At 40.7% G+C, this 15226-nt stretch carries 14 protein-coding genes and 3 pseudogenes; 14 read left to right on the top strand and 3 right to left on the bottom strand.

Translation table 11 applies throughout. The features are described from left to right. Positions 1–38: 38 nt before the first annotated feature. The 8 genes and pseudogenes from pdeM (at position 39) to NYZ99_RS01515 (ending at position 8519) form a co-directional block, all read left to right on the top strand. Positions 39–596 carry a ligase-associated DNA damage response endonuclease PdeM gene (gene pdeM, locus NYZ99_RS01545; RefSeq protein ID WP_260573178.1) on the top strand — a complete coding sequence of 186 codons (558 nt, stop codon included), beginning with the start codon at positions 39–41 and terminating at the stop codon, positions 594–596. A gap of 78 nt (positions 597–674) precedes the next feature. Next, positions 675–2675, top strand: a complete 2001-nt coding sequence (locus tag NYZ99_RS22680) for a CarD family transcriptional regulator (RefSeq protein WP_420845166.1) — start codon at positions 675–677, stop codon at positions 2673–2675. Then, a complete protein-coding gene (locus NYZ99_RS22675; RefSeq protein ID WP_420845165.1) occupies positions 2660–4081 on the top strand; it encodes a TRCF domain-containing protein in 1422 nt (473 codons plus the stop codon). Before NYZ99_RS22680 ends, NYZ99_RS22675 begins: the two co-directional genes overlap by 16 nt. Before the next feature lie 94 nt (positions 4082–4175). After that, positions 4176–4511, top strand: coding sequence for a TerB family tellurite resistance protein (locus tag NYZ99_RS01535; protein WP_260573177.1), 336 nt, complete (start codon positions 4176–4178; stop codon positions 4509–4511). Positions 4512–4597: 86 nt separating this feature from the next. After that, positions 4598–5873: pseudogene (locus NYZ99_RS22670) on the top strand (APC family permease). Between the two features lie 3 nt (positions 5874–5876). Continuing rightward, entirely contained in the window at positions 5877–7193 is a 1317-nt protein-coding gene (locus tag NYZ99_RS01525) for a serine hydrolase domain-containing protein (protein WP_260573176.1), read from the top strand. Positions 7194–7199: 6 nt separating this feature from the next. Beyond that, entirely contained in the window at positions 7200–8141 is a 942-nt protein-coding gene (locus NYZ99_RS01520) for a hypothetical protein (protein WP_260573175.1), read from the top strand. Between the two features lie 33 nt (positions 8142–8174). After that, positions 8175–8519: a TlpA family protein disulfide reductase gene (locus NYZ99_RS01515; RefSeq protein ID WP_420845164.1), complete on the top strand. Its 345-nt coding sequence runs from the start codon at positions 8175–8177 to the stop codon at positions 8517–8519. Here the strand turns inward: NYZ99_RS01515 and NYZ99_RS01510 are convergent. The 3 genes from NYZ99_RS01510 to NYZ99_RS01505 all read right to left on the bottom strand — a co-directional run bounded on the left by NYZ99_RS01510 (position 8516) and on the right by NYZ99_RS01505 (position 9614). Further along, the gene (locus NYZ99_RS01510; RefSeq protein ID WP_420845163.1) at positions 8516–9013 is read right to left on the bottom strand and encodes an aspartate kinase; all 498 of its coding nucleotides are present in this window, start codon (positions 9011–9013) and stop codon (positions 8516–8518) included. The genes NYZ99_RS01515 and NYZ99_RS01510 overlap by 4 nt on opposite strands. Beyond that, positions 9004–9177: a hypothetical protein gene (locus tag NYZ99_RS22665; RefSeq protein ID WP_420845162.1), complete on the bottom strand. Its 174-nt coding sequence runs from the start codon at positions 9175–9177 to the stop codon at positions 9004–9006. The genes NYZ99_RS01510 and NYZ99_RS22665 overlap by 10 nt, the downstream gene beginning before the upstream one ends. A gap of 77 nt (positions 9178–9254) precedes the next feature. Next, positions 9255–9614, bottom strand: a complete 360-nt coding sequence (locus NYZ99_RS01505; protein ID WP_260573174.1) for a YraN family protein — start codon at positions 9612–9614, stop codon at positions 9255–9257. Between the two features lie 303 nt (positions 9615–9917). On the opposite strand from NYZ99_RS01505, the gene NYZ99_RS01500 reads away from it, so the two are divergent. The 6 genes and pseudogenes from NYZ99_RS01500 (at position 9918) to metG (ending at position 15215) form a co-directional block, all read left to right on the top strand. Next, positions 9918–11165 (top strand): DUF1800 domain-containing protein, encoded by a 1248-nt coding sequence (locus tag NYZ99_RS01500; RefSeq protein ID WP_338039476.1) that lies wholly within the window; start codon positions 9918–9920, stop codon positions 11163–11165. A gap of 145 nt (positions 11166–11310) precedes the next feature. Further along, a pseudogene (locus NYZ99_RS01495) lies at positions 11311–13012 on the top strand (DUF1501 domain-containing protein). 125 nt (positions 13013–13137) lie between these two features. Beyond that, positions 13138–13278 (top strand): class I tRNA ligase family protein, encoded by a 141-nt coding sequence (locus tag NYZ99_RS22660; protein ID WP_420845161.1) that lies wholly within the window; start codon positions 13138–13140, stop codon positions 13276–13278. Beyond that, positions 13232–14190: pseudogene (locus NYZ99_RS22655) on the top strand (class I tRNA ligase family protein). The gene NYZ99_RS22660 and the pseudogene NYZ99_RS22655 overlap by 47 nt, the downstream one beginning before the upstream one ends. Then, a complete protein-coding gene (locus NYZ99_RS22650) occupies positions 14138–14791 on the top strand; it encodes a class I tRNA ligase family protein (RefSeq protein ID WP_420845160.1) in 654 nt (217 codons plus the stop codon). The pseudogene NYZ99_RS22655 and the gene NYZ99_RS22650 overlap by 53 nt, the downstream one beginning before the upstream one ends. Next, positions 14781–15215 carry a methionine--tRNA ligase subunit beta gene (gene metG / locus NYZ99_RS22645; protein ID WP_420845159.1) on the top strand — a complete coding sequence of 145 codons (435 nt, stop codon included), beginning with the start codon at positions 14781–14783 and terminating at the stop codon, positions 15213–15215. The genes NYZ99_RS22650 and metG overlap by 11 nt, the downstream gene beginning before the upstream one ends. The last annotated feature ends 11 nt before the right edge of the window (positions 15216–15226 follow it).

The following is a 15226-nucleotide window of genomic DNA, read 5'->3' as shown; positions in this document are numbered from 1 at the left end:
ATCAATGTTACTAATTAGCGATGTACATCCTGGGCAAAGTGTCCCATTTCAGAAAATTCGGGGCTGCGGTACCACAACAAGCTGTTCAGAAAAACTTTATGGCCATGGACGGGGCTATAGAAGCCTTTGAACCAAAAACTGTTTTGTTCTTGGGGGATCTCTTTCATTCCCATCTCAATAATGAATGGAATCTTTTCGAAACATGGGTCAAATCAAAATCTGTAAATTTCATTCTGGTGGCGGGAAATCATGATATCATCTCTCCCCTTAAGTATGAAAACTTAGGTGTCGAAATTGTTCCGGAGTTACTTTTGGATAATTTTTTATTGACCCACCATCCCGAGGAAAGGGAAAACTATTTTAATTTTTCCGGGCATATTCATCCCGCCATTCGGTTGAATGGTCCGGGCAGGCAATCCGTTCGTTTACCCTGTTTTTATAAGACCAAAATACAAATGGTTTTGCCTGCTTTTGGGGAATTTACTGGATCATATGCTATGGAGCCTTTAGAGGATTGTGAGGTTTTTGCCCTGCTTGGTGATGCCGTACTTCCTGTTCCCATCAAAATAAGCAAACGAAAAAAGCGCAGATATTAATAATTCCGAGGGTAATTTTAAATGAAGTCCGGGCTTTCACTTTTGAAGGTATCCTTATATTTGCAAAAATTTTTATTGTTGAGTCCTTCCCAAATCCAACAAAGCTTTGCACAGTCTCCCAAACTAGGGAAACTGCAGGAATCCATATCCCAATTTCAAGATTCCGAACAAGATAATTTTCCAAAAATTGGTCTAAAAGGGCTTTCTGGTTCTTCCTTATCCTTTGTCTTAGCGGAAATATTCAATACACAGAACCGCCCATTTCTGACCATCTTCAACGATAAGGAAGAAGCGGCTTACTATCTTAATGATTTAGAACGAATCATCGGGGAAGATAAAGTGCTCTTTTATCCAGGCAGTTACCGGCGCCCCTATCAAATCGAGGAAACCGATAACGCCAACGTACTGTTACGTGCCGAGGTATTAAACCGTATTAATTCACGAAAGAAACCAGCGGTCATCGTCAGCTATCCGGACGCCCTATTTGAAAAAGTACTGACCCGAAAAGAGTTGGACAAAAACACGCTTAAAATGAAGTTGGGCGATACCTTATCGCTTGACTTTCTAAATGAGGTATTGTTCGAGTATCAATTTAAGCGTGTAGATTTTGTAACTGAACCAGGTGAATTTTCCGTTCGAGGTGGAATTGTAGATGTATATTCTTTTAGCAACGACGAGCCTTACCGAATTGAATTTTTTGGGGATGAAATTGATAGTATCAGAACCTTTGATGTAGAAACCCAACTATCCAATGAGAAGGTAAAGAGCATATCCATTGTACCCAACATGGCCAATAAGTTTCTTACAGAACAGCGCCAATCCTTTTTAACCTACATCGCCAGTAATACACTGGTTTTTAGTAAGAATACCGATTTACTCTTTGGTCGCCTGAATGATTTGTTCGATAAAGCAAAAGAAGCCTTTTCAAAATTGTCCGAGGCTATAAAGCACTCAAACCCTGAAGAGCTTTTTATGAGTGGGGATTCATTTAAAGAACACTTACAACACTTTTTATTGTTGAGTTCTGATGGAAATGCAGTCAACGAAAACATATTTAAATTCACTACCAAACCACAGCCCTCCTTTAACAAGAAGTTTAATTTACTGATTGAAAACCTTAACGATTACAGGAGTAAAGGGTATACCAACTATATTTTTTGTGCTAGCGAACAGCAGTCCAAAAGATTTCAGGACATCTTTGAGGAAATAAATGAAAAGGTACACTACCGGACGATTGTTTTTCCCTTGTATCAAGGTTTTGTGGACGATGATTTAAAACTGGTCTGCTTTACAGATCATCAAATTTTTGAACGCTACCACAAGTTCAATATCAAGAATGGGTACTCCAAAAAACAGAGTATCACACTAAAGGAACTCAACAAACTGGAAATTGGGGATTACGTAACCCATATTGACCATGGTATCGGAAAATTTGGTGGACTGCAAAAAATTGATGTTGAAGGGAAAAAACAGGAAGCTATAAAACTGATGTATGGTGAGCGCGACATTCTTTATGTGAGCATCCATTCCCTGCACAAAATATCAAAATTCAATGGTAAGGACGGGGCAGTTCCAAAAATATATAAACTTGGTTCAGGGGCCTGGAAAAAAATAAAGGATAAGACCAAGAATCGCGTCAAGAAAATCGCTTTTGACCTGATTAAGGTATATGCTAAGAGGAGACTGGAAAAGGGATTTCAATATGCCCCGGACAGTTACCTACAAAATGAATTGGAAGCCTCCTTTATTTATGAGGACACTCCGGACCAAAGCACGGCCACAGAGGACGTGAAAAAGGATATGGAGAGCGAACGCCCCATGGATCGTTTGATCTGTGGTGATGTGGGCTTTGGAAAGACCGAAGTCGCCATACGGGCAGCCTTCAAGGCTGTAGATAATGGCAAACAGGTGGCCATATTGGTCCCTACCACTATTTTGGCTTTCCAACATCACAGAACGTTTTCCGAGCGGTTGAAGGATATGCCGGTTACCGTTGATTATCTGAACCGCTTTAGAACAGCTAAAGAAAAAAAGGACACCCTTGAGAATTTAGCTTCCGCAAAGTGGATATTATTATAGGAACGCATCAATTGGTAAACAAAAACGTACAATTCATAGATCTAGGGCTTTTGATTGTAGATGAGGAACAGAAATTTGGTGTTTCCGTAAAGGACAAGTTGAAGTCTATTAAGGAAAATGTAGATGTCTTGACCTTGACCGCCACTCCGATACCAAGGACCCTACAATTTAGTTTAATGGCTGCGCGAGACTTATCGGTCATTAATACGGCCCCGCCCAACCGCTATCCAATAGAGAGTCAAGTGATTCGTTTTAATGAAGAAACCGTCAGGGACGCCGTGAGTTATGAAATTGAACGTGGCGGACAGGTCTTTTTTATCCATAACAGAATTGAAAATATCAAAGAGGTGGCCGGAATGATCCAACGTTTGGTTCCGGATGCAAAAGTGGGCATTGGTCACGGCCAAATGGACGGAAAGAAACTGGAATCCTTGATGTTAGGTTTTATGAACGGTGAATTTGATGTGCTGGTTTCCACAACGATTGTAGAAAGTGGACTGGATGTTACCAATGCCAATACTATTTTCATCAACAATGCCAACAACTTTGGATTGAGCGATCTGCACCGGATGCGAGGGCGTGTGGGGCGAGGTAATAAAAAGGCGTTCTGTTATTTTATAACTCCACCTTATGAGGTTATGACCACGGACGCCCGCAAACGTATCGAAGCCTTGGAACAATTTACCGAATTGGGCAGTGGCTTCAACATTGCCATGAAGGATCCGGAAATCCGTGGTGCTGGCGATTTACTTGGGGGCGAACAAAGTGGCTTCATCAACGAAATTGGTTTTGAAACCTATCAGAAAATATTGGCGGAAGCCATTGAGGAGTTAAAGGAGAATGAATTCAAGGAGCTCTATGATGAAGTGGAAGGTCCCCATGAAAAGGTATATGTAAAGGAAACCCAAATAGACTCGGACTTTGAACTACTGTTCCCAGATGACTACATCAATAACATTACGGAGCGGCTTACCCTTTATACCGATTTGAACAAAGTGGAGGACGAAGAAGGACTCCAAAACTTTGAAAAACAACTAATCGACCGGTTTGGGGAGCTGCCACCCCAAGCGGAGGACCTCTTGAATTCCGTACGGATTAAATGGATTGCAAACAGCATTGGTTTGGAAAAAATTGTCATGAAGAAAGGTAAGATGATCGGGTATTTTATCAGCGACCAACAATCTGACTTCTACCAAACCGAGAATTTTACCAGGGTACTTCAATATGTACAGGCACATCACCAAAAATGCAGGATAAAGGAAAAGCAGACCCGTAACGGGCTTCGTTTACTATTGACATTTGATGACATTTCAACCGTAGATAAGGCTTTGCAGGCATTGCTGCCACTTGAAAAAAGCCCCAAAAATGAAAATATCTCAAAATTGCAAGAGCAAAAAAGAGGTTAATCCAAAAAATACTCCTTTAAACAGATTTAACAGTCTCTTACCAAGGGATTGAAATATCTTAGCAAAACTAAAAAGCCCATTCAAATTGTTAAAAATGACATTTGAAATATCAGAGAAACTGGCCATTGTAAAGGTTATCGACTCTCTTATACATGCCGATGGTGTTGTACACAATGGCGAAATCAACGCTTTTGCAAAATTGATGAGCCTTTTGGATTTTGATGCCAACTTTTTGATTCAGGCAAGGAATCCGGAAACAGAACAAAGTATTGCCATGGTCAGGAATTTTTCCCATGAAAAAAAAGAATTATTGGAAGATCTTATGGAAGAGGTTGCAAAATCCGACGGTTTTGTCCATCAAAAAGAAATTGAGATGATGGAAAACGTGCTTTCCTCCATTAGATTAGAAATAAAATCTTCAAAAGTCTAAGTCCTAAACCGATTCTACTTAGAATTACCAATTTATAGCCTTACCTTGTAGCACATGCTTTTTTAAAGCATGACTATAAAGTTTGCATGAGCGATAAAATTGGACTTAAAGAAGCCATGTCCATTGGTATAGGCGGCATGGTGGGTGGAGGTATCTTTGCCGTGCTGGGCCTTGCAGTGTCATTAGCTCAAGGAGGAACTCCAATTGCATTTTTAATCGCCGGTTCTTTAGCCTTGCTGACTTCCTATAGTTACGCGAAATTGTCCTTGGTGTATCCGAGATAGGGGTGGTACTGTAAAATTCATTAACCAAGGATTAGGCAAAAATGTCTTTAGTGGAGGACTTAACAATTTATTGTGGATAAGCTATATCGTAATGTTGGGCCTCTATGCATCGGCATTCGGCTCCTATGCACCTAATCTACTTTCCATAACCGGCGACACTAATTTAGACGCACACTTGTATTCAAGTGCCATCATCATAATAGCGACGGCCATCAATTATTACAGTATTAAAGTTGTAAGCCAAATAGAGTCCTATGCCGTTATGATCAAATTGGTCATTCTTATTGGATTTATTGGTGTTGGCATCATCGGGCTAATCGGAAATCCCAACTGGAGCAATTCCATTTGGAACATTGGGAAGGGCCACTCAATCTTATGACTGGTGGTATGGTCATATTTGTGGCCTATGAGGGCTTCGAGTTGATAGCAAACTCCGCTTCGGATATTGTAAATCCCGAAAAAAATATTCCAAGGGCCTATTATTGGTCGGTAATTTTCGTGATTCTCCTCTATATGATCATTGCCGGAGTAACCATCGGATCGTTACCTTTTAAAGAAATTGCCAAAGCAGAGGATTATGTTTTGGCCGAAGCAGCTAAACCAATGTTGGGAAAGGTAGGGTTTACCATCATGACAATTGCGGCATTGATATCTACATTTTCGGCCATAAATGCCTCCCTTTACGGTGGAAGCAGGGTAAGTTATGAAATTGCCGAAGATGACGAACTTCCACACGAACTTACAAGCCAATTTTGGAACCAACCCATAGGCCTTATAATTACCGCAATTCTTACTTTGATACTGGTAAATACCTTGGAATTGGAGAGTATTTCCACCTCTCGGAAGCGTGGGTTTTCTTTTGATTTTTTCCTTGGTGAATTATAGTGCCTATAGACTATCGACGGAAATCAAAGCAATAAAAACCATACCAATGATAGGATTTATTCTTTGCTTGATTGCAACACTTGTTCTCATCTTGCAGCAATATTCGGATAATAAACTTGGAGTAATCGTATCAATTTCAATTATCTTTAGCTGCTTTCTTATGGAATTCATTTATAAGAAATCCAAAAAGTAATTTATGATGACTTTGTTCAATGATCTTCGGAAACCTTTTGCCATTAGTCTAGGACTTGCGTTCCTAGTATTGGTGTCGTGTAAGGAGGATATAAAAAAATCGGAAAATAAAACCACTGAAATTTCAGTGGTCACGGAATCGGCCAAAAGTAGGATTGATTCCACCTTACAATCCTTCGTGGATGCCGGAAACATCGCTGGTGTGTCTGCTCTCATCTATGAGCAAGGACAAGAAGTATACTACAATGCCTTTGGTTTTGCAGAAAAGGAAGCCCAAAAACCTATGAATCGTAATACAATTGTACAAATATATTCCATGACCAAACCGATTACGGGAACTGCCCTTATGACACTTTATGAAGAAGGTAAGTTTGACTTGGATGACCCAATATCAAAATATGCACCGGAATTTTCCAATATGGAAGTCTACACTGGAGTGGATTCAAACGGGAAAATTACCACGGAACCTTTGAATCGTCCAGTAACTATACGGGATGTAACCGGACACACCGCAGGGTTTCCAAATAGACCCGATATACCTGGATTGAGTAACCTTTTAGAGGAAAAGAATATCTACGATCGCGAAACTACCTTGAGCGATTTAGGAAAAAAATTAGGAGAGATTCCACTTTGGTTTCAACCGGGCACCCAATGGGAATACGGCCCAAGCGTAGATGTTCAAGCCTTGTTGGTAGAAAGAATTTCCGGGATTCCCTATGGGGAATATGTGAGAAAGCATGTATTGGATCCACTCGGAATGCAAGAAACGAGATACTTTATTCCCGAAGAGGATCGTGATCGATTTTCAAGACTGTACATAAGAACTGGAGAAGGAGAATTGGTAAAAGATTCAGTAACGTATAGTAATTACACGGAACAGTGGCCAATGACCGGAGGTGGTTCCGGGCTAACCTCCACATTAGACGATTACATGAAATTTGCCCAAATGCTGGTAAATGATGGTAGTCTCGACTCTGTTCAAATTTTAAAGCCTAAAACGGTAAAATTGATGGCCACAAACCAATTGGCCGATAGTATAACCGAAAGGTCTTGGTTACCCTCCAAGGGTCAGGTAGGGTTTGGTATCGATTTTGCCGTTCGTGTAGCGCCACCTGCCAATGCAGAAGAAAATAATGGCATGGTGGGCGAATTTTATTGGGACGGTGCGGCTAGTACCCTCTTTTGGGTGGATCCGGTCAATAAATTAACCACTGTAATGTTTGTACAGTTGTTCCCCTACGACCAAATAGGATTGCATAAAAAATTCAGGGATGCCGTATACGGACCCTATAAAGATAAAAGTGAAAATCAAAGAAATTAAGGATACATGAGGTTTGTACAAGTTTTATTAATACTGTTTTTTTCAATAGGTGTTCAATCGCAACATACGGTTTCAGGCAATTTTTCACCGGCCAATTCCTTCCGCTATATCATGGTGTACCATCCGGCCAACAATGGCATACAGTATGTAACGGATACAGGGGTAGAGGACGGACAGTTTTCATTTACCCTGCCCAACTCCGTATCCCCTGGAATCTATAGATTGGTATATGCTGTTCCCCAAGATGAATATTTTATTGATATCATCTACAACTGTGAGGAGAATATCGTTTTCAATTTTGATTTGGAATCGGGACTTACAATCGTTAGTTCGGAAGAAAATTCTATTTACTATGATTATTTCAATAATATTGAAAATGCCAAGGATGCACTCATGGATTTTTACAGCGATGGAAAATCTGATGAAAAGGAATATATGAAATTGGTAAATAGCTTGAAACAGGTTCAAAATACCTATGAGGCCAAATCAAAAAAATTGATTGCAGATACTTTTATAAAGGCCAATAGACACTATCTACCACAAGAGTACATACCGCTGAACGACTATCTCATAGAGAAGAAGAAACATTATTTTGACCATATAGATTTTACAGATGGTACGTTACAGTCCTCAGAGTTTTTTACGGATAAACTTTTGAATTATATGTTCCGGGCCATTCCGCCGGGAACACCTGATAATAAGCTGGTATCTGAAATCAATAAAAATGTAGATTATCTTGCCTCTAAATTGACAGTGGTTCCCAAGATTTTACAAACTAATATATGGGCCAAGTCATGGAAGAAAGCCAATGAAAGCAAAGTTTATGAAGTTTCAGATTACATCTTTGAAACCTATTTGAAAAAATTGGCTTTGGCGACAGGAAACGAAAATATTATTACGAATATCGAAACCCAAACAAGGTTACGTACTGGAGCGGTATCCCCGTAAATAACTTGGGAGGAAAATGGTGAAAGAAAATCATTGTCCAGCTTATCGGGAGCGTCCAAATACCTCCTTATATTCTGGAGTAGTACTTGCTCCCACTGTTTAAATGAAATACCAGGGCTCTATGATGAACTCAAGAATATTAAGGATACAGAGGTACTTGCCGTTGGATTGGAGGATGGTTTGGAAAACTGGAAAAAGACCATTCCTAGACTGGCGGATTTTCATCATGCCATTGCACTTGAGAAATGGGACAGCCCCTATGTGCAAACTTTTGCAATACAGCAAACGCCCACTTATTTCATTTTGGACGAAAACAAACGCATCTTGGACAGGCCGGAGAGTGCGGAGAAAGTATTGGAATATTTAAAGAAACATTAAAGGGTCTTTAAGTCCTTTATCGTTTTAAAGGCGATATCTACCTGCTCATCATTTACAAGGATGGTAAACTCATTAGTGGTAGAAATCACTTCATAGAGAACGATTCCTTCCCAAGCCAATCTTTGGAAGATGAAATAGTAAATACCGGGCACGGAGACATTTTCTGCAGGTAATTTGACAGTTATGGAAGAAAGATTGTCCGCCTTTTGGGTACACTTTTCATCCTTGAACAATTTTTGGACCGTAGCATCCATAATACTGCTTATCACAATATTGATTTCGTTCACTCCCCTACTCGAAGTATAAAAAACATCTTGGTTGTCATTAATTTCTTCCAGTAATTTTGCCTGGTGTACCAAGATTTTATCTGAAGCCAAAAAAGTATAATCAGTGAGAGAAGATCTTACAGTGATTTCCCCAATATTCTTTAAGACCTTTAAAATCTTATGGGTTGCCCTAAATTCCAGATCATCGGACAAACGCTTCAATGCCATAACGATGGCGCCATTTCTAATATCTTTTCCCAGTTCCGCTTCAATCTCCTGGTTTTACGATTCTCGGAAAGTGACGTAAGGTTGATGATTCCTTGAGCCAATGCACTTTGAAGGAATGGCTTCTTTTTAATGTAATGCTCTACTACAGATGAGATGGTCTTCATAATTCTTGATTGATGTGCAAATATAACAACTTGTTACAAATAAAACAAAATGTTTTTAAAATTCTTTTGCTCAAGACTTAAAAGTGGTAAAATGCGGATTCTAGGTGTTCTAACTGAAAACCTCCCTTTTCTTTCAAAACCGTAATGATATCAAACCGGGTTTCCACATCCAAGTCTTGGGAGGTCACATAATGATCGGCAGCCATAACCAACAACTTTATTTTCTTGGGAGTCACCGTTTCTGCTATATTTTCCAAAAAGTCCGAGCTTCGTGAACGCACCTCTACAATGGCCAAAATATCATCCTTTTGGGCAATGATATCAATTTCCGCTTTAAGATAACGATAGTTTTGGTAACAGATTTTGTATCCCTTTTTAAGAAGATAATTTTTTGCCATCTCCTCCCCCTCCTTTCCGAATTCATTATGTTTTCCCATAATATTCTGTAAAAAAGTGTATTTCGTCGAAAAAATAAGTTTTTTAACGTTTTTAAAAATGGAACATGTTAATTTCGAGTGTCGGTCAACGAAAATATACGGATTAAAATACTATCCCAAGTTTCGTTTCGTTAAATAGAAGCCCCAACTCTATAGAACGTAACATTATTAATGCCTATCTAGGACTATGGAATATTTCATTAACTGTAATACTTCTACTCTAGCGCCGTACACAGTACCTTTAGATCAGACCGAGCTTTACACCTTTACAGACGATTAGGATTTAGTGCCTCAGTTGATACAATTAATCAGGCTGTAGGCCAAAACGCCGGAACACTAGTGGATTCTCTTGTGGATCAAGCCATCAATATGGCTCCCACCCCGGCCCCTGCTTGGGCAGATTGGAACAATGCCAACTATCCGGCTGATGACGATGCCCGTAGACAAATGGAGAACCAACAGCGGTCAGAATTTGCATTAGGTTATACCAATGGTTTGCTAAACAATACTTTACGGGACTGTTTAAGCTTTTTTTGGAGCAACCATTTTGTGACGGAATTGGATGTTTACAATTGTAATTCATTCCTATATTACTATATCAACTGTCTTCAAAGAAATGCCATTGGCAACTTTAGGACATTTGTTAGCGAAATTGGCCTTACAAGTGCAATGTTGTATTACTTGGATGGTGTCTACAATAATGGTAACAATCCAAATGAGAACTATGCTAGGGAGTTGTATGAACTTTTTTCCCTTGGTGAAGGCAATGGTTATACAGAGCAGGATATCATTGAAACGGCAAGGGCGTTCAGTGGATATGTGGAGCGCGGGGAGATAGGGTGTACTCAAGTTACCTTTGATGCCACAAAACATGATTCCGGAACCAAAACCATTTTAGGCGAGACAGGTGCATGGGGGTATGATGACGTAATCAATATCCTTTTTCAACAAAGGCCTATTGAAATAGCTGAATTCATCTGTCGTAAACTCTATGAGTTTTTTGTACATCCAGATTCTCAAGATGACATGAACAATGCTCAAGTGATTATTGACGGCATGGCATCGACGTTTGTTTCAAACAACTTCGAGTTGGCCCCTGTCTTACGGCAGCTATTTAAAAGCCAACACTTTTTTGACGATGAGGCCATTGGCGTAATCATAAAAAGTCCTTTCGATTTTTATTTAAACACCTTAAAAGAAACAAGCTTTGCCTATGATGATACCGTGTTGGGCTCCATGCTCAATTACAGCGGACTTTTAGGTCAAGAGTTGTTCGACCCCTTTGATGTTGCTGGATGGCAGCGGGACAGAACTTGGATCAACACCAATTTTATTATAGGTAGATGGCTAACCATAGAAAGTTTATTGGAAGCTTTTTACCAACAAGACAACGAACAATTCAGGTCATTAGGATTATCCATTACGGGAACCATTGGATTGACAAGTACCAATCCGAGATGCTGTTGCCGGACTAATCATCGACTTTATCCTGCCCAAGGGATTATTGGACGAAGGAGAATATGCAAAGGCATTTGCCATCTTCAGAAGTGACGTAGAAGACGTCTATTACGAAGGAGGTAACCAAGAGTCCTGGACCTTGGCTACCTGGCCGCAAGCCCCCTATCAAGTATATCTTCTGATGCAATACCTTGCCGAGACAACCTGAATATCAATTAAAATAACAACACCTACTACTATGTGCCATACACACCATTCACCCCACAAAGGATTAGAACACGATGGTCATGATAAAGAGCATCAAATATGGAGCCGTCGTTCCTTTTTACAGGCATTGGGAATCGCCGGTTCCGGTTCTATGCTATTGGGAGCCAATATGATTACGGCATCCTCTCCCTCTCCATTGACTGCGGGAATCGCCGCGGCCGAAACGGATAACATCCTAATCCTTATACGACTATCCGGAGGTAATGATGGTTTAAGTACCGTTATACCCATTGAGCAATATGACAGTTATGCCAATGCAAGGCCCAATATATATATCCCGGAAAGTAAGGTCCTAAAGTTAACGGATGAATTTGGGGTTCCTTCCTACATGAGCGCTTTGGAGCCAATGTGGGGAAATGGACAATTTAAAGCAGTGCACGGAGTAGGGTACGAAAATCAAAGTCTCTCCCATTTTACAGGTTCTGACATTTATGCCAATACGGATTTGACCACAACCGGTTTTAGCGGTCTAAATACCGGATGGATGGGAAGACACTTTGAAAACATTTATCCCGATTATTTAATCAATCCTCCGGCTGCACCGGCGGCCATACAGATTGGACAGTTTGGGAATTTAATTTTCCAAGGAGAAGAAACCAACTATGCCTTTGTGACCTCCAATGTAGATCAATTACAGGAAATTGCAGAATCTGGGGTTGTTTACGGTTTGGATGATGCACTTTTCAATGGCTGTATGTATGGAGATCAATTAAAGTTTTTAAGAGGGGTTGCAAATACCACCTATGAATATTCCGGGTTGATACATGAGGCTTACGAAAGAGGCCAAAACCAAGTAGAATACCAGGACAACGGATTTGCACGCCAAATGGCACTATTGGCAAGGTTGATCAAAGGAAACTTGGGAACAAAGGTTTATATGGTCTCTATGGGAGGCTTTGATACCCACGGAAACCAGCCTATTGCCCACGAGCGACTAATGACAAACCTTTCCGTGGCCCTTAATAATTTCTATGAGGACTTGGGATATACCCAACAGGATAACCAAGTATTAAGTATGACCTTTTCAGAGTTTGGACGAAGGATATTCGAAAATGGTTCCAATGGTACCGATCATGGAAAGGCGGCCCCAACCCTGTTCTTTGGTTCGGGATTGAATGGCAGCGCCTTTGTGGGTGACCACCCCACTTTGGACAACCCCGATGGCCGTGGAAACCTGGAGTACACCATGGACTTCCGAGATTTATACGCCACCGTTTTAGCGGAATGGTTATGTGTGGATATTCCATTGGTAGAACAACATTTATTGAACCACCCTTACAATCCTGTAAATTTAGGATTTAACTGTAGTGGTACTGATTTTCCTGATATAGTTTACAGCGATGGACCTGTAACACCACCTACCCCACCGGGCGAGGAAGGCACGGATCCCGTAAACCCGGATTTATTGAATGCCATTGTACACAAACCTTTCTATCCTACGGATAGCACACCACATATTTACTTGGAAATGCCATTTTCGGCACAGGTAGACATTCAACTTTACAATATTCTAGGACAACATGTAGGCACCGTATTTAATGAAATGATGCTGGAGGGGTCCACAGAAATCAACATACGAGAGCGCGTGCCCAAGCACCTATCGACAGGAAAGTACATTTATAGGATAAGTGTACAGAACCAGGAAAATGAGTAAGTCGGTAATGGTCGCTTAAACTGTTTCCCCACTATGTAACTTGACCTTCGGTCGTACCTTGTACACCGAGGGTTTTTTCTTTTTTATAAAACAGGCTACTCTCCGCTTTAAAATTGGTTATTTTTGTGCCTTTAATTTATTTTGATGTCGACTACCTTCACACCCAAAAGATACACGATTACCGCGGCCCTACCTTACACGAACGATCCTATCCATATTGGCCATTTGGCCGGAGTTTATGTACCTGCGGATATCTATGCCGAGATATTTAAGATTAACCGGTAAGGATGTTGCCTTTGTCTGTGGAAGTGACGAACACGGTGTGGCAATTTCCATGAAAGCCAAAAAAGAGGGAGTAACACCAAAGGAAGTCATCGATAAATATCACCACATTATAAAAACATCCTTTGCTGATTTTGGAATTTCGTTTGACAATTACTCCGAACCTCGGCAAAAGTTCATCATGAAACGGCATCTGGTTTCTTTAAAACATTGTATGAACAAGGGGATTTTATAGAGGAGACCACCGCGCAATTATACGACGAGGAAGCCAAACAGTTTTTGGCAGATCGTTTTGTTATTGGCACCTGCCCAAAGTGTGGTAATGAAGAGGCCTACGGAGACCAATGTGAAAATTGTGGGTCTTCACTGAATGCCACCGATTTAATCAATCCTAAGTCCACCATAACGGGCAGTAAGCCGACTACCAAGGAAACCACCCATTGGTTTTTGCCTTTGGACCGCTATGAGGATTTTTTAAGGGAATGGATCTTAAAAGGCCATAAAGATGATTGGAAACCCAATGTTTATGGTCAGTGCAAGTCATGGATCGATGGAGGTTTGGAACCACGCGCTGTTACACGAGATCTAGATTGGGGAATTCCTGTGCCTGTAAAAGGTGGTGAAGGTAAAGTGCTTTATGTTTGGTTTGATGCTCCTATAGGCTATATATCCTCCACTAAGGAATGGGCCGAAAGGGAAGGAAAGGACTGGAAAACCTACTGGCAGGACAAGGACACCAAATTGATCCATTTTATAGGGAAGGACAACATTGTATTCCACTGTATTATTTTTCCATCCATCCTTAAGGCACATGGTGACTATATCCTTCCGAGAAAACGTACCAGCCAACGAATTCTTGAATTTGGAAGGAAACAAACTTTCTACCTCCAAAAACTGGGCGGTATGGCTTCATGAGTATTTAAAGGATTTTCCAAATATGCAGGACGTGCTTCGTTATACCTTAACGGCCAATGCCCCGGAAACAAAGGATAATGATTTTACATGGAAAGATTTTCAGGCGAGGAACAATAATGAGCTGGTGGCCATTTTCGGAAATTTTGTGAACCGAGTAGTGGTCCTTACGCAGAAATATTATAACGGAGAGGTTCCAAACCCAGGTGAGTTTACGCAGGTTGACAAAGAAACCCTGAACGAGCTCAAAAAGTTTCCGGAGATTATTTCTAATTCCTTGGAACGCTATAGATTTAGGGAGGCAGGGCAAGAACTCATGAACTTGGCTAGATTGGGCAATAAATATTTGGCCGATGCCGAACCTTGGAAGGTTATCAAGGAAGATGAGCAACGGGTAAAAACCATCATGTATGTTGCCTTGCAAATCGCTTCCGGACTGGCCGTGTTAAGCGAACCCTTTTTACCGTTTACATCGGATAGATTGAAATCGATTTTGGCTGTCAGGTCGAACGGAGTCGAAACTTCTTGGAACGAAGTTTCTACCAAAGACAGCCTTTTGCCTTCTCGGACACAGCATAGGCCAATCCGAACTTTTGTTCCGTAAAATAGAAGACTCTGAAATTCAAGCGCAACTGGACAAGCTGGAAGCTACAAAAAAATCAAACCAACAAGAAAACAAAGCCCTTATGCCACAAAAAGATACGATTACCTTTGATGATTTCTCCAAATTGGATATGCGTGTGGGAACCATCATAGAAGCCGAGAAAATGCCAAAAGCCAAAAAATTATTGGTCTTAAAAGTGGATACCGGTTTGGATGTTCGTACCATTGTCTCCGGTATTGCCGAAAGTTTTACCCCGGAAGAAATTGTGGGTAAAAAAGTGACCGTATTGGTCAATCTAGCGCCTAGGGCCCTTCGTGGGGTAGAAAGTGAGGGTATGATTTTGATGACGGAGAACAAGCAAGGTAAATTGGTATTTGTAAACCCTGACGAAGAAGGAGTTGGTAATGGGTTAACCATTAGCTAATAGTTTAAAAT

The organism is Maribacter litopenaei, from assembly GCF_025244665.1.
In the GTDB taxonomy this organism is placed as follows: Bacteria; Bacteroidota; Bacteroidia; order Flavobacteriales; family Flavobacteriaceae; genus Maribacter; species Maribacter litopenaei.
This window is presented reverse-complemented; position numbering and strand designations above follow the sequence as displayed.